The organism is Rhizobium sp. SG570 (assembly GCF_012275345.1).
In the GTDB taxonomy this organism is placed as follows: domain Bacteria; phylum Pseudomonadota; class Alphaproteobacteria; order Rhizobiales; family Rhizobiaceae; genus Rhizobium; species Rhizobium lusitanum.
In genome coordinates, this window is sequence record NZ_JAAZQI010000005.1 from 197,600 (window position 1) to 221,985 (window position 24,386).

General features: G+C 60.4%; 25 protein-coding genes. 14 read left to right on the top strand and 11 right to left on the bottom strand.

What is annotated here, in order from left to right; genetic code table 11:
• Positions 1-80 precede the first annotated feature (80 nt).
• Positions 81-902 carry an MBL fold metallo-hydrolase gene (locus FHT28_RS12820; RefSeq protein ID WP_168596451.1) on the top strand — a complete coding sequence of 274 codons (822 nt, stop codon included), beginning with the start codon at positions 81-83 and terminating at the stop codon, positions 900-902.
• A 30-nt stretch (positions 903-932) separates the two neighbouring features.
• Here the strand turns inward: FHT28_RS12820 and FHT28_RS12825 are convergent, their stop codons facing one another.
• From FHT28_RS12825 to FHT28_RS12840, 4 genes are all read right to left on the bottom strand, one after another.
• Entirely contained in the window at positions 933-1,391 is a 459-nt protein-coding gene (locus FHT28_RS12825) for a GNAT family N-acetyltransferase (protein WP_113118903.1), read from the bottom strand.
• Between the two features lie 30 nt (positions 1,392-1,421).
• On the bottom strand, positions 1,422-2,183 hold the full coding sequence (locus tag FHT28_RS12830) for an amino acid ABC transporter ATP-binding protein (RefSeq protein ID WP_047637677.1): 762 nt from the start codon (positions 2,181-2,183) through the stop codon (positions 1,422-1,424).
• Positions 2,180-2,860 carry an amino acid ABC transporter permease gene (locus tag FHT28_RS12835; protein WP_113118904.1) on the bottom strand — a complete coding sequence of 227 codons (681 nt, stop codon included), beginning with the start codon at positions 2,858-2,860 and terminating at the stop codon, positions 2,180-2,182. The genes FHT28_RS12830 and FHT28_RS12835 overlap by 4 nt, the downstream gene beginning before the upstream one ends.
• Before the next feature lie 87 nt (positions 2,861-2,947).
• Positions 2,948-3,721, bottom strand: coding sequence for an amino acid ABC transporter substrate-binding protein (locus FHT28_RS12840; RefSeq protein ID WP_047554412.1), 774 nt, complete (start codon positions 3,719-3,721; stop codon positions 2,948-2,950).
• A gap of 515 nt (positions 3,722-4,236) precedes the next feature.
• On the opposite strand from FHT28_RS12840, the gene FHT28_RS12845 reads away from it, so the two are divergent.
• The 4 genes from FHT28_RS12845 (at position 4,237) to FHT28_RS12860 (ending at position 7,778) form a co-directional block, all read left to right on the top strand.
• Entirely contained in the window at positions 4,237-5,217 is a 981-nt protein-coding gene (locus tag FHT28_RS12845) for an SGNH/GDSL hydrolase family protein (protein WP_168596452.1), read from the top strand.
• Complete coding sequence (locus tag FHT28_RS12850; protein WP_037195825.1) at positions 5,210-6,283, top strand: acyltransferase; 1,074 nt, start codon at positions 5,210-5,212, stop codon at positions 6,281-6,283. Before FHT28_RS12845 ends, FHT28_RS12850 begins: the two co-directional genes overlap by 8 nt.
• A gap of 320 nt (positions 6,284-6,603) precedes the next feature.
• On the top strand, positions 6,604-7,095 hold the full coding sequence (locus FHT28_RS12855; protein ID WP_168596453.1) for a MarR family transcriptional regulator: 492 nt from the start codon (positions 6,604-6,606) through the stop codon (positions 7,093-7,095).
• The gene (locus FHT28_RS12860; RefSeq protein ID WP_168596454.1) at positions 7,092-7,778 is read left to right on the top strand and encodes a GNAT family N-acetyltransferase; all 687 of its coding nucleotides are present in this window, start codon (positions 7,092-7,094) and stop codon (positions 7,776-7,778) included. The genes FHT28_RS12855 and FHT28_RS12860 overlap by 4 nt, the downstream gene beginning before the upstream one ends.
• Before the next feature lie 28 nt (positions 7,779-7,806).
• Here the strand turns inward: FHT28_RS12860 and FHT28_RS12865 are convergent, their stop codons facing one another.
• Entirely contained in the window at positions 7,807-8,679 is an 873-nt protein-coding gene (locus tag FHT28_RS12865) for a DMT family transporter (protein ID WP_037195833.1), read from the bottom strand.
• Between the two features lie 267 nt (positions 8,680-8,946).
• Here FHT28_RS12865 and FHT28_RS12870 point away from each other — a divergent pair, with 267 nt between their 5' ends.
• Positions 8,947-10,146 carry an MFS transporter gene (locus FHT28_RS12870; RefSeq protein ID WP_168596455.1) on the top strand — a complete coding sequence of 400 codons (1,200 nt, stop codon included), beginning with the start codon at positions 8,947-8,949 and terminating at the stop codon, positions 10,144-10,146.
• 127 nt (positions 10,147-10,273) lie between these two features.
• Positions 10,274-11,527 carry a flavodoxin-dependent (E)-4-hydroxy-3-methylbut-2-enyl-diphosphate synthase gene (ispG, locus tag FHT28_RS12875; protein ID WP_037195836.1) on the top strand — a complete coding sequence of 418 codons (1,254 nt, stop codon included), beginning with the start codon at positions 10,274-10,276 and terminating at the stop codon, positions 11,525-11,527.
• 15 nt (positions 11,528-11,542) lie between these two features.
• Here the strand turns inward: ispG and FHT28_RS12880 are convergent, their stop codons facing one another.
• Both FHT28_RS12880 and FHT28_RS12885 read right to left on the bottom strand, forming a co-directional pair.
• Positions 11,543-12,184, bottom strand: a complete 642-nt coding sequence (locus tag FHT28_RS12880) for a LysE family translocator (RefSeq protein ID WP_037195838.1) — start codon at positions 12,182-12,184, stop codon at positions 11,543-11,545.
• A gap of 198 nt (positions 12,185-12,382) precedes the next feature.
• A complete protein-coding gene (locus FHT28_RS12885; RefSeq protein WP_047554291.1) occupies positions 12,383-13,297 on the bottom strand; it encodes a polyprenyl synthetase family protein in 915 nt (304 codons plus the stop codon).
• A 179-nt stretch (positions 13,298-13,476) separates the two neighbouring features.
• Here FHT28_RS12885 and mtgA point away from each other — a divergent pair, with 179 nt between their 5' ends.
• The 4 genes from mtgA (at position 13,477) to rpmF (ending at position 16,067) form a co-directional block, all read left to right on the top strand.
• Positions 13,477-14,223, top strand: a complete 747-nt coding sequence (mtgA, locus tag FHT28_RS12890; RefSeq protein WP_047554408.1) for a monofunctional biosynthetic peptidoglycan transglycosylase — start codon at positions 13,477-13,479, stop codon at positions 14,221-14,223.
• Between the two features lie 94 nt (positions 14,224-14,317).
• Positions 14,318-15,040 carry a DUF1868 domain-containing protein gene (locus FHT28_RS12895; protein WP_168596523.1) on the top strand — a complete coding sequence of 241 codons (723 nt, stop codon included), beginning with the start codon at positions 14,318-14,320 and terminating at the stop codon, positions 15,038-15,040.
• A 16-nt stretch (positions 15,041-15,056) separates the two neighbouring features.
• On the top strand, positions 15,057-15,704 hold the full coding sequence (locus tag FHT28_RS12900; protein WP_168596456.1) for a glutathione S-transferase family protein: 648 nt from the start codon (positions 15,057-15,059) through the stop codon (positions 15,702-15,704).
• Positions 15,705-15,881: 177 nt separating this feature from the next.
• Entirely contained in the window at positions 15,882-16,067 is a 186-nt protein-coding gene (gene rpmF / locus FHT28_RS12905; RefSeq protein ID WP_006724402.1) for a 50S ribosomal protein L32, read from the top strand.
• Positions 16,068-16,289: 222 nt separating this feature from the next.
• On the opposite strand, the gene phaR is transcribed toward rpmF, so the two are convergent.
• Complete coding sequence (gene phaR, locus FHT28_RS12910) at positions 16,290-16,862, bottom strand: polyhydroxyalkanoate synthesis repressor PhaR (protein WP_034509395.1); 573 nt, start codon at positions 16,860-16,862, stop codon at positions 16,290-16,292.
• A 240-nt stretch (positions 16,863-17,102) separates the two neighbouring features.
• Between phaR and FHT28_RS12915 the strand changes: the two genes are divergently transcribed.
• Both FHT28_RS12915 and FHT28_RS12920 read left to right on the top strand, forming a co-directional pair.
• Positions 17,103-18,284, top strand: coding sequence for an acetyl-CoA C-acetyltransferase (locus tag FHT28_RS12915; protein WP_092573105.1), 1,182 nt, complete (start codon positions 17,103-17,105; stop codon positions 18,282-18,284).
• Positions 18,285-18,407: 123 nt separating this feature from the next.
• On the top strand, positions 18,408-19,133 hold the full coding sequence (locus FHT28_RS12920; protein ID WP_037195853.1) for a beta-ketoacyl-ACP reductase: 726 nt from the start codon (positions 18,408-18,410) through the stop codon (positions 19,131-19,133).
• A 44-nt stretch (positions 19,134-19,177) separates the two neighbouring features.
• Here the strand turns inward: FHT28_RS12920 and FHT28_RS12925 are convergent, their stop codons facing one another.
• The 3 genes from FHT28_RS12925 to FHT28_RS12935 all read right to left on the bottom strand — a co-directional run bounded on the left by FHT28_RS12925 (position 19,178) and on the right by FHT28_RS12935 (position 19,968).
• Positions 19,178-19,351: a hypothetical protein gene (locus FHT28_RS12925; RefSeq protein ID WP_167669527.1), complete on the bottom strand. Its 174-nt coding sequence runs from the start codon at positions 19,349-19,351 to the stop codon at positions 19,178-19,180.
• 159 nt (positions 19,352-19,510) lie between these two features.
• Complete coding sequence (locus FHT28_RS12930; RefSeq protein ID WP_037195857.1) at positions 19,511-19,765, bottom strand: YMGG-like glycine zipper-containing protein; 255 nt, start codon at positions 19,763-19,765, stop codon at positions 19,511-19,513.
• Between the two features lie 47 nt (positions 19,766-19,812).
• The gene (locus FHT28_RS12935; RefSeq protein ID WP_075853478.1) at positions 19,813-19,968 is read right to left on the bottom strand and encodes a DUF3309 family protein; all 156 of its coding nucleotides are present in this window, start codon (positions 19,966-19,968) and stop codon (positions 19,813-19,815) included.
• A 1,272-nt stretch (positions 19,969-21,240) separates the two neighbouring features.
• Here FHT28_RS12935 and FHT28_RS12940 point away from each other — a divergent pair.
• Positions 21,241-24,384 carry a helicase-related protein gene (locus tag FHT28_RS12940; protein WP_168596457.1) on the top strand — a complete coding sequence of 1,048 codons (3,144 nt, stop codon included), beginning with the start codon at positions 21,241-21,243 and terminating at the stop codon, positions 24,382-24,384.
• The last annotated feature ends 2 nt before the right edge of the window (positions 24,385-24,386 follow it).

Consider the following 24,386-nt stretch of genomic DNA (forward strand, 5'->3'; position numbering starts at 1 on the left):
TCGCTGATGAAATAAGGAAGGGGCGGCTCTCGGGCTCCGCCCCTTTTTTCGAGTCTGGATATCGAGGTGGAATCGTATCGATGACGAGCAAATTCCGGCGTTTCGGGCAATATGACGTCATCCTTCTGCACGACGGCGTTTTCGAACCTTCGATTGATGTGCTCATCCATGCCGATGGCGGTGTTGCAAGGCAGCGTGTCATCGAGGCTTGGGGCAAGCCGACGCTTCGAGTGGATGTAAACTGTTTCGCCCTGCGGGGTGCCGATGGCATCATTCTCGTGGACGCCGGTACGGGCACTTCGTGGGGACCCAATTACGGTCACGCGCGATCTGCATTGCGTGAAGCGGGAATCACGCCGGAACAGGTCCAGCACATATTGATCACCCATCTGCATGGCGATCATGCGCTCGGTCTGTTGGATGGAGACACCCCGTATTTCCCCCATGCCGATGTGTTCGTGCCGGACAGGGATCTTGCCTTTTTCACCGATCCGGCCGCTCGGGAGGCAACACCGGAGGCGCGGCGTGGCGGCTTCAAGGTGGCCGAACAGCTCCAGCGAGTCTATGGGTCGCGAGTCCGACAGATCGAGGAAGGCCCTGTATTGGCCGGCATAGAGGCGCGGTCTCTGCCGGGCCATACCCCCGGTCACACCGGTTATCTGGTTCGCGGCGAAGACAACCATCTCCTGATCTGGGGCGATGCCTTGCATCTGGGCGATCTTCAACCCGGTGATCCGAAGATCGGGCTGATCTTCGATCTCGATGCCGAGATGGCGTTGCGAACGCGTCAAGCCGTGCTGGAAGATGCCGCCCGCGAAGGCTGGATCATCGCCGGCGGCCATATCACCGGCTTCGGCCGCGTGCGGCGTGCCTCCGATGGCTACCAGATCGCGCCGGTGTAAAACACCCGGCTCGTTGCGGCTTTCCGCACGCTATCCGACCGATTTGCGCATATGGACGATGAAGCCGCCCTTGAACGCCTCCTCACGGTCGATCGCATAGCCATTCTTCAGATAGAGCCGCACATTTTCGGCAAAAAGCTTGTTGGTATAGAGCCGGATTTCCCTGTGTCCCAGCGAGGCCGCGACATCCTCGGCGTGCGCCAGCAGCCTGCGGCCGATGCCCTGCCCCTGATGTGCCGGCGATACTGCGACATTCTCGATCAGCAGATGGTCGGCGCCGGGAACCATTTCGATCAGCGCGGCAGGCCTGCCTTCGATCTCCACGAGGTCGATGCGGTGCTTGCGAACGGCCTCCGCATAGTCTGCAACCATCGGCAGCGGCTCGCGACCGATGATGGGCACCCATTTGGCATAGGCTTCCCGCGTCAGCAGGCGAATGGTCTCGGCATCGTCAGCGGTCGCCGCGCGCAGAAAAAAGGGTTGCGTCACTCTCGTTGCCTCCGGCGAGCGGTCCGATCCTCAAATATCGTAGCTGTGACCGGCATTCAGCGTCGAGATGAACTGCTTGGTGCGCTCCTGCGACGGTGAGCCGAAGATGCTGCGGGAGGAACCTGTCTCGACGATGTTGCCCGCCTCGAGGAAAACCACATTGTTGGCGATCTTCGAGGCAAGCCGCAGATCATGTGTCGCCATGACCATGGTTGTGCCTTCGTTGGCGAGCTTGCCGAGGACATCGACCACTTCGGCTGCGAGTTCCGGATCGAGCGCCGAGGTCGGCTCGTCGCAGAGCAGCACGCGCGGCGAGGGCGCAAGCGCCCGGGCGATCGCGACGCGCTGCTGCTGCCCGCCCGACAGCGTCGAGGGCCACGCATCCATCTTGTGCGCCATGCCGACCTTGGTCAGCAGTTCGACGGCGCGGGCGCGGGCCTTGTCCGCCGGCCAGCGCAGCACGGTCGTCAGGCCCTCCATGACGTTCTGGATCGCTGTCTGGTGCGGAAAGAGCTGAAAATTCTGGAAGACCATACCGGTCTGGCGGCGGATTTTCTGGATCTCCTGCCAAGCGGGCCTCTTGCCCGGCAGGAAGGTGGCCGTTTCCCCGCCGATGCGGATGGTGCCGGCAGTCGGAATTTCCAGAAGGTTGATGCAGCGCAGAAGCGTGCTCTTGCCGCCGCCAGAGGGGCCGACCAGGGCCGTCACGGTGCCTTCCGGGATCAGCAGGCTGATATCTTTCAGGATGACATTGTCGCCGAAGCGTTTTTCGATATGCGACAGCTCGATCATGTCTGCGCCTCCAGCGTGCCGCCGGAGCGGGCGAAACGGCGTTCGAGATAGCCCTGCAGCGTCGAGAGGAACGTGCTGAGCACGAGATAGATGATGGCGGCCTCGATATAGAGGATCAACGGCTCATAGGTCGTCGCCACGATGCGCTGCGCGGCCTGGAACAGTTCCGGCACGGTGATCGCGGCGGCAAGCGAGGTATCCTTGACGAGCGAGATGAAGGTGTTCGACAGTGGCGGCACGGCGACGCGGGCGGCCTGCGGCAGGATGGTGCGGCTCATCGCCTGGCGCCAGTTCATGCCGATGGAATAGGCCGCTTCCCACTGGCCCTTGGGCACCGAGGAGATGACGGCGCGGATGATCTCGGACGAATAGGCGCCGACGTTCAGCGTGAAGCCGATGATGGCGGCCGGGAAGGCATCGAGCAGGATGCCGAGGCTTGGCAGGCCGTAGAAGATGACGAAGAGCTGCACCAGAAGCGGCGTGCCGCGGATCACCCAGACGTAGAAGCGTGCGACGGCGACCAACGGCCGCGGGCCGAACAGCCTGACAACGGCGGTGACGAGCCCGAGCAGCAGGCCGAGAACGAAGGTGATGAGGGTGAGCGGGATAGTGAAGACGAGCCCTGCCCAAAGCAGTGAGCCCAAAGAGTCCCACATCAGTTGCAACCAGTGCTCCAAGGAGAAGCGCCTTTCGATAAGAGAATGCGTCCGGAGATGACCCCGGACGCATCTTTTTCACAAATTGGTGTTTCTGCCTATTCCCACTTACTTCGAAACGTCCTGTCCGAAGTACTTCTGAGAGATCTTGGTATAGGTGCCGTCGGCCTTGATATCGGCCAGTGCCTTGTTGATGGCAGCCTGCAGTTCCGGCTCGCCCTTGCGGATGATGGCGGCGGAATAATCGGCATTGGCCTGCTGGGCGACGATCTTCACCGGCGCGTCGGGCTTGTGCTTCTTGAAATCGAGGAAGGAGAGGCTGTCATTGATCGTCGCGTCGGCGCGGCCTGTCAGCACGAGCTGGATCGACTGGTCGAAGCCGTCGGTGCCGACGAGCTCGGCGCCGGACTGCTGGGCGAGCTTGCCGAAATTGCTGGTCAGCGACTGCGCTGATTTCTTGCCCTTGAGGTCGGCGAAATCCTTGATGTCCTTATTGCCTTCCTTGACGATCAGCACGGCTTTCGAGGCAATGTAGGGATCGGAGAAATCATACTTCTGCTTGCGGGCATCGGTGATGCCAACTTCGTTGATGACCGTGTCGTAGCGGTTGGCGTCGAGACCGGCGATCAGGCCGTCCCACTTGCCTTCCAGGAACTGCGCCTTGACGCCGAGCTTGCCGGCGATGGCTTCGGCGATCTCGACATCGAAGCCTGTGAGCTTGCCGCTCTCGTCGTGATAGGTGAAGGGCGCATAGGTGCCTTCCGTGCCGACCTTCAGCACGCCGGCGGTCTGGATCGCCTTGAGGTTGTCGCCGGCATGGGCGGGCAGGAGAAACGCAGCCTGCACGAGGGCGGCGGCAGCAACAGTCTTCAACCAGTTCATAATTTTCTTCCGTTTCTTGAGAGCGGTTTCAATCAATGTCGCATACATCGCAGAAAAATTGCATCACGGAAGCGTAGAAAACTGCGAAACGATTGGGCAATTGCGAATATTTTTCTCAAAGAACAGCCGATCTAGCCGTCAGGAGAGCCGAGGCTTCCGCCTCCGTCGATAATTGCTGACTGATGTGGCAGTGCAGCATGGTGACAATTCTGAATGTTGCCCTACTTCTCCCGGTGTTGCTCCATTTCTCTCAATGTTGCCCGTTGCATCATGTGATTGTTGTTTGGTGCGGCATCGTTCACGCAGGGCGTGCGCGCCATGAATGTCTCCTGGCGGTTTGCCGGGAGACGCCGGCGGCAATCGAAATGCGTTTCTACTACGAAGTGAAGTGCAGGAATTGATCTGACACAGCCCGAAGAGGTGACGAATTGCCCATCATTGCGTGCTGGCGGCCTTGGCCGGTTACTAGGCTTGTTGTCGTGGCTGCGTCTTTCCTTCTGGGTTTGTCTACTTTCATGCCGGCCTTTGCGGCGGAAACGACTGAGCGGCCATCGAAATGGATCGGCCGCGTTGCTGCTGATGAGGCAGCTTTTGGCTGGCCTGGCAGCGGTTTCGCGCTTCGTTTTGAAGGCAGATCGCTCTCCGTCACGCTCGTTGATACCGGAAAAAACAGTCTGGTGATCGAAGTGGATGGCGTTCCCCAGCGCCTCGATCTGCAGGCGGGGAAGCACCAATACCAGCTTGCCGACGGGTTGCAGCAAAGTGTCCATGATGTTCGCGCGACGCGCCGCACCGAGGGATGGATTGGCGATACCATATTCGTTTCGGCGGAAACGGACGGTTCGTTTCTCCCGGCGTCGGCCCCGAGGGATGAACTGGTGGCCATAGGGGACTCCATCACCGCCGGCTATGGCGTCGAGGGCGTCGGCCCCGGATGCAAATTCAGCCCCGAGACGGAAAATCAATACCTGACATACACCGCCGTGGCAGCGCGTAGTCTGGGGATGGAACTGACGACGCTCGCGGTTTCGGGAATCGGTCTTTCGCATGCCGGCAAAGGCACGAAAACCATGGCTGACGTGATGGATAACGTGACGCCGTTGAGACATGGCGCACCCAGCGCTCCCAATGAACGCGTTTCCGCGGTGGTTATCAATCTGGGAACGAACGACTTCTCGGGTAACAAGAATCCCAGCGATTTTGTCGATGAATACGTCAAGCTCGTCGCCAGGCTGAGGCATCAGTTTCCGAAGGCGTATCTATACGCCGCACTCGGTCCGATGATGTCCCAGAAGGATTTCGATGTGGCGGAGAAAGCAATTGAACTCGCCGTCCAGACGAGCGCCGCGAAAGGCGAAAATCGTCTGCGCTATCTGAACTTGCGGGTCAAACCGACAGATTTCGGATGCGACTGGCATCCAAGCCGCAGCACCAATGCGGCAATGGCAACAGTGTTGGAACAGGCAATCAAAGCGGATCGGGGCCTTCATGATTAACGAACGCGTACTTTCAATTCGGCAATCAAACTCGAAGCATTTTGAATCTCTCCAGGTACTTCGGTTCGCGGCGGCTTTCGCGGTCGTTCTCTTCCATTTCGGAAGCGGTCTCACGATACAATATCATCTCGATCGCAACTATCTTGGCATGGGCGCAGCCGGCGTCGACGTTTTCTTCGTTCTCAGTGGATTTATCATCAGCTACTCCTCCGATCCGGCACGTGGGGTTGCTTATTTCGCACGCAAGCGACTTTCCAGAATCGTTCCGCTCTACTGGCTGCTGACGTTCGCGATTATCTTGATCGCGCTTGTGAAGCCCAACCTGCTCAACTCGACGATCGTGAGCGTGGAGACTGTGGTTAAATCTCTTCTTTTCATCCCTTATGAGAAAAGCGGAGGCGCGATACAGCCGATCCTGTTTCTGGGTTGGACGCTCTGTTACGAGATGTTTTTCTACATGATTTTCGGTGCCTGCCTGCTGTTTGGCGCCAAGGCGACATGGTATGCCTGCGCAATCGTCCTATCCCTGGTGGCACTGGGTGCGATCTGGCCGCACGGGTCTGTCGAATGGCGTTTCTACACAAGTCCGATATTGATCGAGTTCGCTCTCGGCATGATGCTTCACAAAGCATACTCCGCGTCCAGCGCCTTCAGGAGCGGATCGAATACCGTCGCGGTTGCTCTGGTTATTTTGGCGTGCGGAGCCCATTTCCTCATCACGACACTCGCCGGCCCCAATATTTTCGCCTCGAGCCTGTTGGCTGTCCTGCTGGTCTCGGGCTTCCTGCTCATGCGGCTGCCTGCCGGAAAAATATTGGCTACCCTGGTTCTCCTCGGCGACGCTTCCTACTCGCTTTACCTCATACACCCCTACACATTGCAGCTTCCGATCAAATTGCTGGGCGACCACTTTTCCATATCCTTTGTGACGGGAATATTGGTGCTGGTTACGCTTTGCACGATTGGGATCTCTGTGATGCTTCTGAAGTTTTTTGAGCGACCGATGCAGGCTTTTCTGATGAGGCGTTCGAAACCTATCGGACAGCCTGTCGTTCAGGCGGAATAAAATCCCGGCTATCCCGGCGGCGGTTGAAGGGATCTCTTGCGAGGCGCTCCCTGGCTTGCGCCTGGCGGGTGCCGGCAATAGCAGATTTGGCCGCGGCGGATATTGATCTCGAAGCGGCTTCGCAGCTGCGGAGTATCACAGAATTCCTCTGGAGTGAGCTCGTCGTCGCGTTCGTTGAGCCCTGCGGCTGCGACTTCGCCTGGACAAGTCCTTGCCCGGCTTCCCACATGAAATTGCTCGCCATCCAACCTGAAGAGGCGCTTGATATCAATTCCATAACAGTTTATATAACAAGTTATGTAATTGTTATGGAGGACACCTTGGCTGAGGATATCGTGAAATCGTTGGGTTTCCTTTGCCTGGGCAGCCGCTTTCGCCGTATCGGCGAACGCCTTCAGGCGGATACGCAGCAGATCATGGAGGAGTTCGGCGTCTCCCTCCAGTCGGCCCAATATCCCTTCCTCGCGGCGATCGACCGCGCCGGCCCCCTGACGATAGGCGAACTTGCCCAGGCCGTCGGCATCACCCAGCCGGGTGCCACGCGCACCATCTCGCAGCTTCTGGAGCTGGGTTACGTCGACATGCAGGCCTCGGCCGAGGACCAGCGCCGAAGGCTGGTTTCGCTGACGCCAAAGGGCCGGGAACTTGTCGATTATTCGAAACGATCGGTCTGGCCGCGCATCGAACAGGCGGTGACCGAGCTTTGCGGCGATCTCTCCGGACCGATCCTGCAACAGCTCGCCGCGATCGAGGACGGGCTTGCCGAAGCACCGCTTGCCCGTCGAGGTGTCGATAAGGAGCAGAAATCATGAGTCATATTCTCGACCGGCCGGCCTGGAATGCGCTGCGAACCGCCCATGCGACATTGGCCGAAGGCGGTGAACGTGCCCGCCGCTATCCGCCCTCGATCGTGCCCTTCGCGGCCGCTGCCGATGATACGGCGGAAAGCCTTGAGGCATTGGAGAACCTGCCTGCCGCCGACGAGGTCATGGCGCTCGTCGAAGCCTGCCCAATCACGGTCCCGCAGGGCTTGACGGTCCTCTCCGAAAGCAGGCTCGTGCAGATGATCGCCGAACGGCCCCATGAGCGCATCTCAGACAGCCGGATCGCGCCGCTGACGGAAGGCGATGCAGCGGAGATGCTCGCTTTGGCCACATTGACCAAGCCCGGTCCCTTCACGTTGCGCGCCCAGAGCCTCGGCACCTTTTGGGGCGTCAAGATCGATGGCCGGCTCGTTGCCATGGCCGGTCAGCGCATGCGCCAGCCCGGTTTTGCCGAACTCAGCGGCCTTTGCACCCATCCCGATTTTCAGGGGCGGGGCCTCGGCACCCTGCTCTTCCGCTTCGTTGCCGGCGAGATCTCGGCGACGGACGAGACCGTCTACCTGCATGCCTTTGCGGCGAATACTCCGGCCATCTCGCTCTACAAGGCGCTTGGTTTCCGCTTGCGCACCGAAATGAATCTCAGCGTGGTTACGCGCCGGCAGGCGGCGTAATCATCCCTTCGGCCAGCCTGGATCCGCCTCAGGCCGCCGCGGCGCGCCGCTTCATCCGTTCGCTGATAATGATGATGAACCCGGCGCTGAGGATCAGGATGGCGCCGATGAAGGTGTTGGCGCCGGGGATGTCTCCCCAGATCAGGTAGCCGAGCAGGAAGGCCCAGACGAGGGACGTATATTCGAAGGGTGCAAGCACGGAGACGGGTGCTTGCCGCATGCCTTCGAAGAGAGCCAGCTGGCCGGCGCCGGCGATGACGCCGGTCAGCGCAAGCAGGACGATCTGGAACGGCGTCGGCGTGTGCCAGTGCGCAATCGCCATGCCGGCGGTGAGGATGATGAACATGATGTTGGAGACGGCCATCTGGATATGGCTCTTCTCATGCAGCGCCGTCTTGCGCAGCAGCACCATGCCGCTTGCCCAGAGGATGGCGGCCTGGAGGGCCAGATAGACCGGCCAGGAGATCGACAGTCCCACGGGATTGGAGGCGATCACCACGCCGCAGAAGCCGACGCCCACCGCCATCCAGCGGGCGAAGGTGACCTTTTCGCGCAGCACGATGGTGGCGAGAATGGTGCCGACGATCGGTGCGGCATAGTAAAGCGTCGTCACCTCCGCGAGCTGCAGGTAGGAGGCCGCCGAATAATAGGAAATCCAGGCAATCAGGATGATGATGCTGCGCACGATCATCGGCTTGATGATCGGCGAGCGCGCCACCTTGCGGACCAGCGACGGGCCTTCGAAGACGAAGCAGCCGGCAAGGATGGTGCAGCTTCGAATGAACAGGACCTGCCAGACCGGAATGGAAGCGACGAGCAGCTTCACAGCCGAATCATGGGCAGTGAACAGCATGTAGGCAAACACCGTAAGCAGGATGCCATAGCTGATGGGGTTTTTCACGGAAGCACCAAAGGGATGGCCGACAAAAAATGGTCGACTCGGGCCGACTGAAGAATCTTTCAGGCCTCAACCGATAGGAGCCTACTTTTTCGCCGTCAATAGGACATTTTGCCAATGCCGTGCACATATGAATGATTTATTCGAGGTTGTGGCGTCTTTGCCTCCGCTTTAACAGAGGGAGACGAAATGTGACCGTGTCGACCGTTTTCAATCGTTGCGATTTCAATCGATTTAAATAGAGTGCGGCACCGATGCGGAGGATTTTTTATGGACAATATGACGAGATCGGAGGGTCTTGAGGCGCGAAAGAGCGGGTTTTTCACAAAATCGCGCGCGGCCGTCTCCCTGCTGTTCTTGATGAATGGCTTCATGGTCGGCTGTTGGGCACCGAAAATTCCGGAGTTCGCCGAGCGGCTGCAACTGTCTAAATTCGAACTCGGCCTGATGATCCTGGTCTTCGGCGTCGGCTCGCTTGTCATGATGCCGCTGGCCGGCGCGCAGATCGCCGTTCGCGGCTCGAGGGTCGTCGTCAGGGCGCTCGGGGTGCTGCTGGTACCGATGCTCCTGGCTCTGACGTTGGCACCAAATGTGTGGACGGCGGCCATTGCGCTGTTCTTCTTCGGCGGCTTCATCGGCGCCATGGACGTGGCGATGAACGCCAATGCCGTATCGGTCGAGCAATCCATGCGCCGGGCGATCATGTCGTCCTGCCATGCCTTCTGGAGCCTGGGCGGCCTGCTGGGCTCGGCGATCGGCGGCTTCCTGATTTCGCATTGGGGCGTTCTCGGCCATGCTGAGGTTTCGACCGTGCTGGCAATCCTCTTCCTGGTTGTCGCCTGGCCAATGGTTCTCGGCGATCAGCCGCATCCGGACGAGGCCAAGCCGAAGGCGCGGCTTCCGATGATCCCGCTGCCGTGGCTGCTCGGCATCGTCGCGCTGTTCTGCATGGTGCCGGAGGGTGCCGTGCTCGATTGGAGCGCGCTCTATCTCGGCCAGGAAAAGGGAGCATCGGTCATCTTGTCGGGCTTCGGCTTCGCCGCTTTTTCCGCCACCATGGCAACGATGCGCTTCGCCGGCGATTTCGTGCGTGATCGGCTCGGTGCGGTAAGGACGCTGCGCGTCTGCACGATCTTTGCCATCGTCGGCATGCTGACGGCGGCGCTGGCGCCGAATGCGGAGATCGCCATTCTCGGCTTCGCGCTTTGCGGCATCGGCATTTCGAACATGGTGCCGATCGCCTTCTCCGCGGCGGGCAATATTCCGGGCCTGCAGCCCGGCATCGCCATCTCCGTCGTTACCACGCTCGGCTATTCCGGCATGCTGGTTGCGCCTTCGGCCATCGGCTTTGCCGCCGAACACATCGGATTCTCGCCGGTGCTGATGGCGCTGCCGGTGCTGCTGCTCGTCGTGCTGGCGCTGTCGTCGCTGGCGCGCTACGCTGACGGTATCGGTGACAGCAAGCATTAATTTTGTCGCTTTTGCTCGCTATCGGCTTGATCCTGTCCGATCAAAAGAGATACCCGGAGCGGTTGACAACGACCGCTCCGTGATCCACCTGAAAGGCACCAGTTTCAAAGGCCTGCGAGAGCTATCCATGTCGTCTGCCAGTGATTTCGACCCGAAACCGCGCCGTTCCTCCGTTGCCGTCGATGTCGGCGGTGTGATCGTCGGTGGCGGTGCGCCCGTGGTCGTGCAATCCATGACCAATACCGATACCGCCGACGTCGATTCGACCGTGGCGCAGGTGGCGGCCCTGTTCAAGGCCGGCTCGGAGCTCGTGCGCATCACCGTCGACCGCGACGAAAGTGCGGCCGCCGTGCCGAAGATCCGCGAGCGGCTGCTGCGGCTCGGCATGGACGTGCCGCTGATCGGCGATTTCCATTATATCGGGCACAAGCTGCTCGCCGATCATCCGGCCTGCGCCGAGGCGCTGGCGAAATATCGCATCAATCCCGGCAATGTCGGCTTCAAGGACAAGAAGGACAAGCAGTTCGCCGAGATCATCGAGATGGCGATCCGCTACGACAAGCCGGTGCGCATCGGCGTCAACTGGGGTTCGCTCGATCAGGATCTTCTGACCGCGCTGATGGACAAGAACGCCGCCGAGGGTTCCCCGTTGTCGGCCCGCCAGGTGACGCGCGAGACGATCGTGCAGTCGGCGCTGATCTCTGCCGATCTCGCCGAGGAAATCGGCCTGCCGCGCAACCGCATCATCCTGTCGGCCAAGGTCAGCCAGGTGCAGGATCTGATCGCCGTCTATTCCATGCTGTCGGAGCGTTCCGACCATGCGCTGCATCTTGGCCTTACCGAGGCAGGCATGGGCAGCAAGGGCATCGTCGCCTCGTCGGCCGCCATGGGCTATGTGCTGCAGCACGGCATCGGCGATACGATCCGCGTGTCGCTGACACCGGAGCCGAATGGCGACCGTACCCGCGAGGTGCAGGTGGCGCAGGAGCTGCTGCAGGTCATGGGTTTCCGCCAGTTCATACCCGTCGTCGCGGCTTGTCCCGGCTGCGGCCGAACGACCTCGACCGTCTTCCAGGAACTGGCGCAGAACATCCAGAACGACATCCGCAAGAACATGCCGGTCTGGCGCGAGAAATATCCGGGCGTCGAGGCGCTGAACGTCGCCGTCATGGGCTGTATCGTCAACGGTCCCGGCGAAAGCAAGCATGCCGACATCGGTATTTCCCTGCCAGGCACCGGCGAAACGCCGGCAGCCCCGGTCTTCATCGACGGCCAGAAGGCCATGACGCTGCGCGGCCCGAATATCGCTTCGGACTTCGAGGCGCTGGTTGCCGACTATATCGAGAAGCGGTTCGGCCAGAAGAGCGTCGCGGCGGAGTGATCCGCCGCCCTCACGCTAGATATTGCTCGTCAGCAGCTTGATGCCGGCGAAGCAATAGAAGCCGGCCATGGCGCCTTCGATCCAGCGGCGCGCGTTCCTGTAGATCTTCAGCGCATGCGGCGTCGAGAACAGCATCGCATAGCCCATGAACGCCACGAAACCTGTGGCGCCACAGACGATGATGATCAGCACCGCCACGGAGGCGGGCGCGCCCTGCGGCATGCCGAGCGCGATGATGGCGAGCCAGGCGAAGATCGCTTTCGGATTGGTGACGTGGATGCCGTAGCCGCGCAGGACCAGCGACTTGAAGGTCGGTGCCTTTGTTTCCATGGTGGCGGTTGGCACGTCGCCGCTTGCCCGCACGGCGCGAAATGCCTTGTAGGCAAGATAGAGCAGATAGATGCCGCCGAAGATCTTCAGCACCTCCAGCGCCATCGCGTAGGTCTGCAGCAGGGTGGCGAGGCCGGCAGCAGCGGCGATCGCCCAGGTCAGCGAGCCACCGAAGATGCCGAGCGAGAGGGTCATGCCCGCCTTGCGGCCGTGCGTCATCGATGTGCCGATGATGGCCATGATCGCCGGTCCAGGACTGACGACGGCGATGATATAGGCGATATAGGCCGGCAGGATCTGCGGCAGATAGGCAAGCGTCTCGCGCATGGAGAAAATTCCCGGGGGCCTTGGCTCGCGCGGACAATTCCGCGTCTGCGGGCCAATTCGGTAGGGGAATTTGTCATAAAGCGCAGCGAAAATCACCCTCCGCTGCGGAGATTCTTGTCATGGTGACATTGGGCTGTTTCGAAAGGCCCCTGCAACGGGGTGCTCTGGTGCAAGGCAGGCCGCTGCGTCCGAGAGAGTTCAGTTCCTGCGGTTCGCCACGAACCGCGCCGTTTCGACAAGCACATGCGCCTTGTCGCCGTAACCGGACAGCAGATCGGCCGCTTCGGTGACCAGCCTTGCGAGCGTCGTCTCGGCCCATTCCTGGCCGTGCAGGCCCACCAGCGTGCCCTTGCCGCGGGCGGCATCCTTGCCCGTTGCCTTGCCCATGGTGGCGGCATCGGCTGTCAGGTCGAGTAGGTCGTCGGCAAGTTGGAAGGCGAGGCCGATCTTTTCGCCGAAGGTCCGCAGTCGCCTTCGGTCTTCCACGCCGGCGCCGGCGATGATCGCGCCTGCCTCGCAGGCGCAGCGGATCAGCGCACCTGTCTTCATCGCCTGCAGCGTCGTGATGCCGTTTTCGTCCGGCGTCTCTTTTTCCGCTGCAAGGTCGAGTGCCTGGCCGCCGGCCATGCCGCCGATGCCGGATGCTCGCGCGAGCGCAAGCACGAGCGCCATTTTCCGATCGGCCGGCAACTCCGTTTCGGGTGCGGCTATGATATCGAAGGCGTAGGTCAGCAGGCTGTCGCCCGCCAGGATCGCTGTCGCGTAGTCGAAGGCGATATGCACGGTCGGCTGGCCGCGACGCAGGTCGTCGTCGTCCATGGCAGGCAGGTCGTCGTGGACAAGCGAATAGCAATGTACGCATTCGAGGGCTGCGCCGACCCTCAGGGCGGCATCCGCATTGCCGCCGAGAAGCGCTGATGACTCCATGACGAGAAAGGGTCTCAGCCGCTTGCCGCCATTCAGCACGCCATGGCGCATCGCGCTCAGAAGCCGGGCGGGACGAACGATCTCGTCGCCGAGGCTGGCATCGCCGAGAAGCCGGCTCAACGTGGCCTCGATCTTGCCGGCATTGTCCCTGAGGCGCTGTTCGAATGAGGAATGGGTGCTGTCCATGGCCGCTGTTTGGCATGAGAGGCGATGGCTGGCAACGAGAATTGTCAACAGCCGGTTGGGGAATTGCGTCGCACTCTGGTCATCGCTTTGTGTAGACGGTATGACGATTGCAGCATTCTGAGCGTTTCCCGGATGCGTGAAGAGTGTTCCGGGATGGAGCGATCGTGGACGTCAGGCAATTGGACATATCGACGGACAATGAGGAGGAAGCCGATATGCCGCAACGGTCCTCGTTGTTTGCGCGCTTCAAGGACCGTCCGCTTTGGCAACGCATCGTCCTCATCCTGATCGGCTTGTTGCTGCTGCCCTATCTCTTCATCCTCCTCTACGTATTGCCGTTCGTACACCCGGTCTCGACCCTGATGCTGCGCGATGTGGTCACGTTTCAGGGATATGATCGCCGCTGGGTTCCGCTCGACCAGATAGCGCCGGTGCTGGTGAAATCGGTCCTGGTTTCCGAGGACGGGCAGTTCTGCTTCCATGGCGGGGTCGATTGGGGCGAGATGCGGATGCTGGTCCAGGAGACGCTCCAGGGCAAATCCACGCGCGGCGGCAGCACGATCCCGATGCAGACGGTGAAGAACCTGTTTCTCTGGAACAGCCGTTCCTTCGTGCGCAAGACGCTGGAGCTGCCGCTTGCGGTTTCGGCCTCCTTCGTCTGGCCCAAGCGCCGGATGATGGAAATCTATCTGAATGTCGCCGAGTGGGGGCCGGGCATATACGGCATCGAGGCGGCGGCGCGATATCATTTCAAGGTGCCTGCTTCCAAGCTCACTGCGCGCCAGGCCGCTCTTCTTGCGGTCTCGCTCCCCAATCCGATCGATCGGGTGGCGAGCAAGCCGGGGCGCGGCCTCAGCCAGCTCGCCTCGCTGATCCAGCGGCGTGCGAGGAATGCCGACGAATACATCAAATGCCTTTATGATTGAGATCAGAACTTGTCGTTCGATCGGCTTGTTGTCATCTGCCATTCTTGGCTATGACCTAAGGGCGGATGATCTGCCAACGACGATCGGACATGCCATGGACTTCTCCGCCTTTTCCCCCGAGCTGCTGCAATATGCCAAGAGCCTGCATCCTGAGCCGCCGCGCCATCTCGGTACGCGCTACGATCTTTCCGGGGTCTTCCAGTACGAGCCTGGCAATACGATCGTCTGCCATGTGCCTGAGGGCTCGCAAACACAGCGTGCCATGGTAGTGGCGAGGCAGAAGTACCTGGAGATGCCGGAAACCCGGCAATTTACCTTCACGCCGGTTTCCAGCCTTCATATGACGCTGTTCCAGGGCGTCATCGAATATCGCCGCACGCAGCCTCATTGGCCCGCGGGCATTGCGCTCGACACGCCGATCGACGAGATGACCGAGATCATGCGTGAGCGGCTAAAGGCCTTTTCCATGCGCGATCCGTTCAAGGTGGCGGTGATAAAGGCGCGACCGAGCGGCCTCTTGGTCGATGGCGCAACGGAAGCGGACCGCAAGACGATGCGGGAATGGCGCAATGCGCTGGCCGATCTCCTCGGTTATCGCCATCCCGATCACGACACCTATGCCTTTCACATTACCTTCACCTATGTCATCGAGCGGCTGGCCGATGAGGCGCTGCCGCGCTGGCAGGCGATGCTGGACGAGGTAGCGGCCGAGCTTCGTGCCGAGGTGCCCGTTCTTGAGCTGCGGCCACCGGCCTTCTGCTCGTTCGATGATATGAACCATTTCGAGGAACTTCGCGTCCTGGAATTCCGGAGCTAACAAGGGAGCAGGGATCATGGACAAGCTGATCCTTTATATCGGCAACAAGAACTATTCCTCCTGGTCGTTCCGGCCATGGATCGCGCTGGAGGGTTGCGGCATCGCCTTCGAAGAGGTTCTGATCCCCTTCGATTTTCCGGCCGGCAATCCCGACATTCGCGAGGTTTCGCCGACGGGCAAAGTACCGATGCTGGTGCATGGCGGCTTCAAGGTCTGGGAATCGCTTGCCATCATCGAATATGTGGCCGAGCTTTTCCCCGATGCCGGCCTGCTGCCCAGGGATCGGCAGGCGCGAGCGCTGGCACGGTCCTACAGCATGGAGATGCTGTCGGGTTTCAGTGCTCTGCGCAATGCATGCCCGATGAACATGCGCCGTCCGGTGAGCCGCCCCGACCGGCTGGAAGGGGTCATGGAGGATGTGGCACGCATCGAGACAATCTGGCGCGAGGCGCGGTCCCGCTCCGGCGGTCCTTTCCTGTTCGGAGCGTTTTCTGGGGCAGACGCGATGTTTGCGCCCGTCATCAGCCGCCTCGAGCGATACGATATCGCTACCAATGCCGACACAAAGGACTATATGGCTGTCATGAAAGGCTTGCCTGCCTGGAAGAAGTGGGAAGAGGCGGCGCTGCAGGAAACATGGATCGTGCCGGAAGACGAGGATTGAACCTCGATCGGTTCCGATATGCCGAATCAGCTGCTGCGGGCAAAAAATGCTGGAAGGGACTGGTCAAAGCCCGATAAGTCATGTACAAGCCCGGCCAAATTCCGAAATTGATGCATGTCTATTTCGGCCGCCTGGCTGGCCGTAGATATGTTTCGTCCGCAAATTGGAGTACCGAAAATGGCTGTACCGAAGAGAAAAACAAGCCCGTCCAAGCGCGGTATGCGCCGTTCGGCTGACGCACTGAAGGCTTCGACCTATGTTGAAGACAAGAACTCCGGCGAACTGCGCCGTCCGCACCATATCGATCTGAAAACCGGTATGTATCGCGGTCGCCAGGTCCTGACGCCGAAGGAAAGCGCATAATTTCAGCGCTGCCTTGATGGCATGAATTAAAAAGGCTGGCGGTTCGCCGGCCTTTTTCCGTTTTGATCTGGTTGTATGGGTGGAAGAAAAGCGGCCTGTTAGGGGGCCGCGCTGCTGGGTATGCACTCTCCGTAAATTCAAGGCCGGCGCTCATCCCGCATCCGCCCTCTGGAGCGTTGAAGGATGGCGGGCACCTTCTCCCCGAGGGGAGAAGGGTAGATTTCACAAGCTATCCAGCTTGCTCTGCATGGCGCGGAGCTGTTCCTTCAGCTCGTCGATATCCTTGGCCTCGGCCTTGCGGCTTTCCTTCGCCGGGGGCTTCATGAAGGGCGAGAACATCTGCATGGCCTGCTGGAACATCTCGGTGTTGCGGCGAACCTGTTCCTCGACCATCTGGATCGGCAGTTGCAGGTTCTTGCCGAGAGGCGTTTCGCCGAAGGCCCGGTTGATCTGCTCGCGCATCTGCACCTGTTGCTCTGTGAACGAACGCATGGAATGCTCGAGAAAACTCGGTACGACCATTTGCATCTGATCGCCGTAAAAACCGATCAACTGGCGAAGGAAAGAAATCGGCAGCAGCGTGTTGCCGGTCTTCGATTCCTGTTCGAAAATGATCTGCGTCAGGACCGAATGCGTAATATCCTCACCGCTTTTTGCATCCTGGACGGTAAACTCCTCGCCCTTTTTTACCATCTCCGCAAGGTCGTCCAGCGTCACGTAAGTGCTGGTTCCGGTGTTGTATAGGCGGCGATTGGCATATTTCTTGATTACGATCTGGCCCTCATTTTTTGCCATTATCAGTCTCCTGGCCCCGTCTGATTGTATGGAATACTCCTCCACCCCTAAGTGTAGACGCAAAAGAAGCTTGGTGACAATCGCTTTGTGCGATGCGGCAAGACCTTTCCTTTGATTGCATTTTTTGAAGGCAGTGACAGCTTCGCGAAATGTGCGCGATGAAAATTCTTGCTGTTTGACTCAGGCGCAAAGCTTTGACAGTTTCGCCTCATATACTGTCCATTCTGTGAGGAGGCATCCATGAGCAGTTCATCCATCGTCGTCGCCAGCGCGGCGCGTACCGCCGTCGGCTCTTTCAACGGCGCTTTTGCGGCCGTTCCCGCGCACGAGCTTGGCGCCACCGCCATCAAGGGCGCACTGGAACGCGCCGGCGTCGACGCCAAGGAAGTCGATGAAGTGATCCTTGGCCAGGTGCTGCAGGCCGGCGAAGGACAGAACCCCGCCCGCCAGGCTGCGATGAAGGCCGGCATCCCGCAGGAAGCGACCGCCTGGAGCGTCAACCAGCTTTGCGGTTCCGGCCTGCGTGCAGTCGCGCTCGGCCTCCAGCAGATCGCGACCGGCGACGCGAAGATCATCGTTGCCGGCGGGCAGGAATCCATGTCGATGGCTCCGCATGCCGCGCATCTTCGCGCCGGCACCAAGATGGGCGACATGAAAATGGTCGACACGATGATCAAGGATGGCCTCATGGATGCCTTCCACGGCTATCACATGGGTATCACGGCGGAGAATATCGCGCGCCAATGGCAGCTTTCGCGCGAGGATCAGGATCAGTTTGCCGTGTCTTCGCAGAACAAGGCAGAGGCAGCGCAGAAGGCCGGGCGGTTCAAAGACGAGATCGTTCCCTTCACGATCCAGTCGCGCAAGGGCGACGTCACTGTCGATACCGACGAATATATCCGCCATGGCGCGACACTGGATGGCATGGTCAAGCTCAGGCCCGCCTTCGACAAGGAGGGCACGGTGACGGCCGGCAACGCTTCCGGCCTCAATGACGGTGCGGCCGCAGCCGTGCTGATGACCGAGGCCGAAGCCTCGCGCCGCGGCATCCAGCCGCTCGCGCGCATCGTTTCCTGGGCAACGGCAGGCGTCGATCCGCAGATCATGGGCACGGGACCTATCCCGGCGTCCCGCAAAGCTTTGGAAAAAGCGGGCTGGTCGGTCAACGACCTCGACCTTGTCGAGGCCAACGAGGCTTTCGCCGCTCAGGCATGCGCCGTCAACAAGGACCTTGGCTGGGATACGTCGATCGTCAACGTCAATGGCGGCGCCATCGCCATCGGCCATCCGATCGGCGCTTCCGGCGCGCGCATCCTCAACACGCTGCTGTTCGAAATGAAGCGCCGCGGCGCCCGCAAGGGTCTCGCCACGCTGTGCATCGGCGGCGGCATGGGTGTTGCCATGTGCTTCGAGGCATTTTGAAGCATCTTGAGCGCGGGGGCGCTCGAGATCCCGAGCAAGGTTTTCCAGAAGAGGCGGTGAAGGCGGAGCAGGCGACCTGATGAGCGGTCGTCTCGTCTCCGCAGCAACAAAGGGGAGTGGCACATGAGCAGAGTGGCATTGGTAACGGGGGGTACGCGAGGAATCGGAGCGGCCATTTCAATGGCGCTGCGCAATGCGGGCTACAAGGTGGCGGCAACCTATGCCGGCAATGAGGAAAAAGCGCGGGCCTTCCACGAAGTGACAGGCATTGCCGTCTACAAGTGGGATGTGACCGACTACGAGGCCTGCGGCAAGGGCATCGCCAAGGTCGAGCACGATCTCGGCCATGTCGAGGTTCTGGTCAACAATGCCGGCATTACCCGGGACGCCATGTTCCACAAGATGACGCCACAGCAATGGCAGGAGGTTATCAATACAAACCTCACCGGCCTGTTCAACATGACGCATCATGTCTGGCAGGGCATGCGCGACCGCAGCTTCGGCCGCGTCATCAACATATCGTCGATCAACGGTCAGAAGGGGCAGATGGGCCAGGCAAATTATTCCGCCGCCAAGGCCGGCGACCTCGGCTTTACCAAGGCGCTCGCGCAGGAGGGGGCTGCCAAGAACATCACCGTGAATGCCATTTGCCCAGGGTATATCGGCACGGAAATGGTGCTTGCTGTGCCGGAAAAGGTTTTGAACGAGCGCATCATTCCGCAGATCCCCGTGGGACGCCTGGGCCAGCCCGAGGAAATCGCCCGCGTCGTTGTCTTCCTTGCCAGCGACGATGCCGGTTTCATCACGGGATCGACGATATCAGCCAATGGCGGGCAATTCTTCGCTTGAAGCCGATCTTCGTTATCGGTGGGATTGCCGGGCGAGCCCGGCAATCATCCTCGGCCTGAATTGGCCGATTGCTGCCGTCGCGGCTTGAATTCCAGGACGACGGCTTCCAACGGCATCCGCCGCTTTTCCTTGTCACGCGCCCTTGTCGCGCAGACGAGCGCATAAAAACTGGTGCCAATGAGCGCGAACGCTGCAATGCTTGCGATGATTGCGGCCATGATGCCGTTCCTTTCTCAAAACACTGCTCCCTTCCCGCGATCGGTTCTCGCGGGAAGAGGATTGTCCTACAGGAGTTGCTCTCCCTGGGGGGCGGCGCAAAGAGCCTGACGATCATGATCGACCGTCAAGGGCAACCGGCCATGAGGCGTCAGCCTGCCTTAGCGGCAACGAGCCTCGTAACGGTGACCATAGCGGTCGCGGTAGATGCAATAGCCGCTACGTTCATGCGACCGTCCGATAAGGTTGCCGACGACACCACCGGCGACAGCGCCGACCGCGGCGCCACCCCAGCTATGCGTGGCCACGCCACCGATCAGGGCGCCTGTACCGGCGCCGATGGCTGTGCCTTTCTCCGTGGCGGTGCACGACGCTAGTGCGCCGACGAGCGCGATCGCGACGATGATCTTCTTCATGGTGTTAGCTCCCTAGTGTTTCGAGGTTTTCAACAATGGTCTGAGGATCAGATCCGACCCATCAATAGCAGAATAAGAACGATAACGAGAACAAGTCCGAGGCCGCCTGATGGACCATATCCCCAAGCCCGGCTGTAACCCCAGCTCGGAAGTGCGCCGATCAGTAGCAGAATCAGTATGACGAGCAGTACCGTACCAAGCATGATGCGTCCTCCATGTGCGTCGCTCGAACATTTCGCCGGCACGGGCTTGGCGCCCGGCCAACAGCATATTCCATGCGACCCCGCTGGTTCGTTTGTGGGGAACTAGCGGAGTTCCTTGCGTTGCTGCCGTAGAAACTTTCTTCCGGGAAAATTGTTCCGGCTAAGAAATAAAAATACGCGAGTGCAATGGGCTCGGTGTCCGGCAAAGGGTTAACGCGATCATGTGATGTGATGGCGAACCGGCCAGGCAGGACTTATGCCTATGGTTAAAATTTGCTGAAAATACAATATGTTGCGGTGAACGAAACGGGAAGGCGATCATGTCTGTGATTCGTCTGCGATTCGTTCTGCATATGGCCTTGGTTAACGTTGGGGTCGGCGGGGAAGGCGCTTGCGCTCGAGGCTCGAGCGGGAAGGAGCCTGGGCGGTTCGCCGGAAAGTGGTGCGTCGCAGGTCCGATTGGTTAATGGGGACCAGTTTGCGCGTTGGCCGGCGGGCGCGTGCCGTTCTTCATCTCGCGATGCATTTCTGGCCAGCTACTAGATATGGCCGTGAACAAACGAAATACGCGGAAGAATCAGCGATTCGTCTCCGATTCGTTCCGGCTTTGGTCGAAGCGTTAACGGATACAATTACAGGGTGTATTTATTGATTCATTATATCTGGGCTCGCTGAAAGATTAACCGCAATCCAAGATTCGGGCCGAATCGCGGTCTCAACCATTCAGAGTCCTGCGTGCTTTCGACGAAAAGCCGCTATATATTGTAGAGAACAAAGGCAGAAACTGCCGGAATCAGCGATTCGTCGCTGATTCGTTCCGGCTTTGGCCCGATTGTTAATGCGACGACGGGCACATCGGGAAATCCGGTATATTTACAAATGATTAACCGTAAATCCGTGTGAAATTTCGCCTCCCGCGAATTCATTGCTTGACTCCCCTTTCCACGAAAAAGGCCATGAAAGTGCGATTCAGTATCTGGTGGGATTCTGTGAATCGAAATCCATATATAGTAGTGAACGAATGAAGAACGCCGCCGAGTCAGCGATTCGTCGCCGATTCGTTCCCAAGCTGTTCCCCAGTCGGGGGGACTCGCATGGGGTGCAGGGATAATGTAGCTTTTGGTTGAGACTGCCGTTTATGAAATCAGCTGTTGCGGCCGCTGTTTTTTGATTCAGGTCTTGCCTTTGTCACATATGGTCGTCATTTGTTCTTCTCTTCAAGGAGGAGCTCGCTGATCGGAAGACGGTAGTTTCTCGCTCATGCACGGACCCATGACTCAAATCTCGCACCCCATGATCCTGAGCGGACGCGGCGTGACCGCAGTGCTCGGACCTACCAATACCGGCAAGACCCATTATGCCATCGAGCGCATGGTGGCGCATGGCAGTGGCGTGATCGGCCTGCCGCTGCGGCTGCTCGCGCGTGAGGTCTATACGCGCGTCGTTGAGAAGGTCGGGGCCCAGCATGTTGCGCTGGTGACGGGTGAGGAAAAGATATCGCCGCCCAATGCGCGCTTTTCGGTCTGTACCGTCGAGGCCATGCCGCGCGAGACGCGTGCTTCCTTCGTGGCCATCGATGAAGTGCAGCTGGCCGGAGATCTGGAACGCGGCCATATCTTTACGGATCGCATCCTGCATTTGCGCGGCCGGGACGAGACGCTGCTGCTCGGCGCCGGCACGATGCGGCCGATTCTCGAGCAGCTTCTGCCCGGGATTACCGTCATCGAGCGGCCGAGGCTGTCGCATCTCTTCTATGCCGGGCAGAAGAAGATCACGCGCCTGCCGCAACGCACGGCGATCGTCGCCTTTTCCGCCGACGAGGTTTATGCCATCGCGGAGCTTATTCGCCGCCAGCGCGGCGGAGCCGCCGTCGTGCTCGGCGCGCTGAGCCCCCGCACCCGCAATGCGCAGGTGGCGCTCTACCAGGAAGGCGATGTCGAATATCTGGTCGCCACCGACGCCATCGGCATGGGCCTCAATCTCGACGTCGATCATGTCGCCTTTGCCCAGGACCGCAAGTTCGACGGCTATCAGTTCCGCAATCTCAATCCCGCCGAGCTCGGCCAGGTCGCAGGCCGCGCCGGGCGCCATCTGAAGGACGGCACTTTCGGCGTGACGGGTCAGGTCGATCCCTTCGACGACGAGCTGGTGCGTCGGATGGAGGGGCACGAATTCGACACGGTGAAGGTGCTGCAATGGCGCAGCAAGGATTTCGACTTCGCCTCGATCGCCGAGCTGCGCGCCAGTCTCGAAGACGCCCCGCGCGTGCAGGGCTTGACGCGGGCGCTGCCTGCGGTAGACCAGCAGGCGTTGGAATATCTGTCACGCGATCTGGAGATTGCCGATCTTGCCAGCAGCCCGGCGCGGGTCGAAAAATTATGGGAGGCCTGTGCGCTTCCCGACTATCGGCGTATCACGCCCGCCCAGCATGCCGATCTTATCGCTACCCTCTTTTCCGATCTCGTGCGCTATGGCACGGTGAAAGAGGACTTCCTGGCCGAGCAGGTGCATCGTGCCGATCGGACAGATGGCGAGATCGACACGCTTTCGGCGCGAATCGCGCAGATAAGGACTTGGACCTATGTGTCGAACCGGCCCGGTTGGCTTGCCGATCCGACACACTGGCAAGAAAAGACGCGGGAAATCGAAGATCGATTGTCCGATGCGTTACATGAACGGTTGACGAAACGCTTTGTTGATCGCAGGACATCTGTGCTCATGAAGCGCCTGAGAGAGAATGCGATGCTGGAAGCTGAAATCAGTGTGAATGGGGATGTCTTCGTCGAGGGGCATCATGTGGGGCAGTTGACCGGATTCCGGTTCACGCCAATCTCCGGAACGGAGGGGCCGGACGCCAAGGCTGTCCAGTCGGCTTCGCTGAAGGCGCTTGCGCTGGAGTTCGAGGCGCGTGCCGCTCGCATGCACGCGGCCGGCAACAGCGATCTTGCGATCAGCGCCGATGGTCTCGTGCGCTGGCTCGGCGATCCCGTGGCGCGCCTGTCGGGCAGCGATCATATCATGCGGCCGCGTGTCCTCCTGCTCGCCGACGAGCAATTGACCGGCAACGCGCGCGATCATGTAGCCGCCCGCATTGAGCGCTTCGTGAACCATCACATCAGCACGATCCTGAAGCCGCTCGACGACCTCCAGCGCGCTGAGGATCTGCAGGGCCTCGCCAAGGGGCTGGCCTTCCAGCTGGTGGAAAATCTGGGCGTGCTCTTCCGCCGCGATGTCACCGAAGAGGTGAAGTCGCTGGATCAGGACGCGCGCGCCTCCATGCGCCGTTACGGCGTTCGCTTCGGCGCCTATCATATTTTCGTGCCTGCGCTGTTGAAGCCGGCTCCGGCCGAGCTCATCAGCCTGCTCTGGGCATTGAAGAACGATGGCCTGGACAAGCCGGGTTATGGCGATCTCATTCCGGTGCTGGCCGCCGGCCGCACCTCTGTTGTCACCGATCCGAGCTACGAGCGCATGTTCTACAAGCTCGCCGGTTTCCGCTTCCTTGGCAAGCGCGCGGTGCGCATCGACATTCTCGAGCGGTTGGCGGATATCATCCGCCCGCTGCTGCAGTGGAAGCCCGGCCAGGCTTCGCGACCTGAAGGCGCCTATGACGGCCGCCGCTTCACGACGACGACGGCGATGCTCTCGATCCTCGGCGCGACGCTCGAGGATATGGAAGAGATCCTCAAGGGTCTCGGCTATCGTGCCGATCCCGTGAAGGCGGAGGAGGCGACAGCCTTCCTCGCACAGCAGGATGCAGTGGCGGCTCCGGCCGCGCAGGCGACGGAAGCTGCTGCCGAAAAGGCAGACCACGACGATGCCGACGCTGCCAGCGACGAGCCCGCCAAGGAGGCCGAATCAACCGCCGAGGAACCAGTTCCGGCTGCGGATGCATCGACTGAGCCGGCGGTTGCGGCAACCGAAGCCACTGAAACCGAGGCCGTTGCAGCCGAGCCGGTGGAGCCGAAGCCGGTTCTGCTTTGGCGTCTTGGCGGTCGCAGCGATCAACAGCAGCGTCAAGGCGGGCGTGGTCACGGTGATCGCCGTGGCCAACAGGGCGAGGGCCGCGCTCAGAACGGCAACCGCCGCGCTGGCGAGCAGCAGCAGCCGAGCGGCGAAGGCAATCGCGAAGGCCGTGACAAGCGCGACGGTCGCGAAGTCCGTGGTGCCGACAAGGGCCCGCGCGGCAATAATCGCGATGGTGGCCGTCCGCCGCATCAAGGTGGCCGCCCCGAGCGCAACGACCGCCAGGAACGCGGCGATCGCAATGACCGCAACAATCGGAACGACCGGAACAATCGCGGCGCGTCGCAGCCTTTACGCTTCGAAGCCAAGCCGCCGCGCAAGGAAAAGCCGATCGATCCGGATTCTCCTTTCGCAAAGCTCGCTGCGCTTAAGGAGCAGATGAAGAAATAGGC

Bases quoted from the DNA above. Each gene is read 5' to 3' on its own strand.
- FHT28_RS12940 (WP_168596457.1), top strand. From the start codon at position 21,241: ATGACTCAAATCTCGCACCCCATGATCCTGAGCGGACGCGGCGTGACC.
- phaR (WP_034509395.1), bottom strand. From the start codon at position 16,862: ATGGCAAAAAATGAGGGCCAGATCGTAATCAAGAAATATGCCAATCGC.
- FHT28_RS12820 (WP_168596451.1), top strand. From the start codon at position 81: ATGACGAGCAAATTCCGGCGTTTCGGGCAATATGACGTCATCCTTCTG.
- FHT28_RS12930 (WP_037195857.1), bottom strand. From the start codon at position 19,765: ATGAAGAAGATCATCGTCGCGATCGCGCTCGTCGGCGCACTAGCGTCG.
- FHT28_RS12915 (WP_092573105.1), top strand. From the start codon at position 17,103: ATGAGCAGTTCATCCATCGTCGTCGCCAGCGCGGCGCGTACCGCCGTC.
- FHT28_RS12885 (WP_047554291.1), bottom strand. From the start codon at position 13,297: ATGGACAGCACCCATTCCTCATTCGAACAGCGCCTCAGGGACAATGCC.
- FHT28_RS12830 (WP_047637677.1), bottom strand. From the start codon at position 2,183: ATGATCGAGCTGTCGCATATCGAAAAACGCTTCGGCGACAATGTCATC.
- FHT28_RS12925 (WP_167669527.1), bottom strand. From the start codon at position 19,351: ATGGCCGCAATCATCGCAAGCATTGCAGCGTTCGCGCTCATTGGCACC.
- FHT28_RS12900 (WP_168596456.1), top strand. From the start codon at position 15,057: ATGGACAAGCTGATCCTTTATATCGGCAACAAGAACTATTCCTCCTGG.
- FHT28_RS12935 (WP_075853478.1), bottom strand. From the start codon at position 19,968: ATGCTTGGTACGGTACTGCTCGTCATACTGATTCTGCTACTGATCGGC.
- FHT28_RS12845 (WP_168596452.1), top strand. From the start codon at position 4,237: ATGCCGGCCTTTGCGGCGGAAACGACTGAGCGGCCATCGAAATGGATC.
- FHT28_RS12895 (WP_168596523.1), top strand. From the start codon at position 14,318: ATGGACTTCTCCGCCTTTTCCCCCGAGCTGCTGCAATATGCCAAGAGC.
- FHT28_RS12860 (WP_168596454.1), top strand. From the start codon at position 7,092: ATGAGTCATATTCTCGACCGGCCGGCCTGGAATGCGCTGCGAACCGCC.
- FHT28_RS12920 (WP_037195853.1), top strand. From the start codon at position 18,408: ATGAGCAGAGTGGCATTGGTAACGGGGGGTACGCGAGGAATCGGAGCG.
- FHT28_RS12880 (WP_037195838.1), bottom strand. From the start codon at position 12,184: ATGCGCGAGACGCTTGCCTATCTGCCGCAGATCCTGCCGGCCTATATC.
- FHT28_RS12850 (WP_037195825.1), top strand. From the start codon at position 5,210: ATGATTAACGAACGCGTACTTTCAATTCGGCAATCAAACTCGAAGCAT.
- rpmF (WP_006724402.1), top strand. From the start codon at position 15,882: ATGGCTGTACCGAAGAGAAAAACAAGCCCGTCCAAGCGCGGTATGCGC.
- FHT28_RS12840 (WP_047554412.1), bottom strand. From the start codon at position 3,721: ATGAACTGGTTGAAGACTGTTGCTGCCGCCGCCCTCGTGCAGGCTGCG.
- FHT28_RS12870 (WP_168596455.1), top strand. From the start codon at position 8,947: ATGGACAATATGACGAGATCGGAGGGTCTTGAGGCGCGAAAGAGCGGG.
- ispG (WP_037195836.1), top strand. From the start codon at position 10,274: ATGTCGTCTGCCAGTGATTTCGACCCGAAACCGCGCCGTTCCTCCGTT.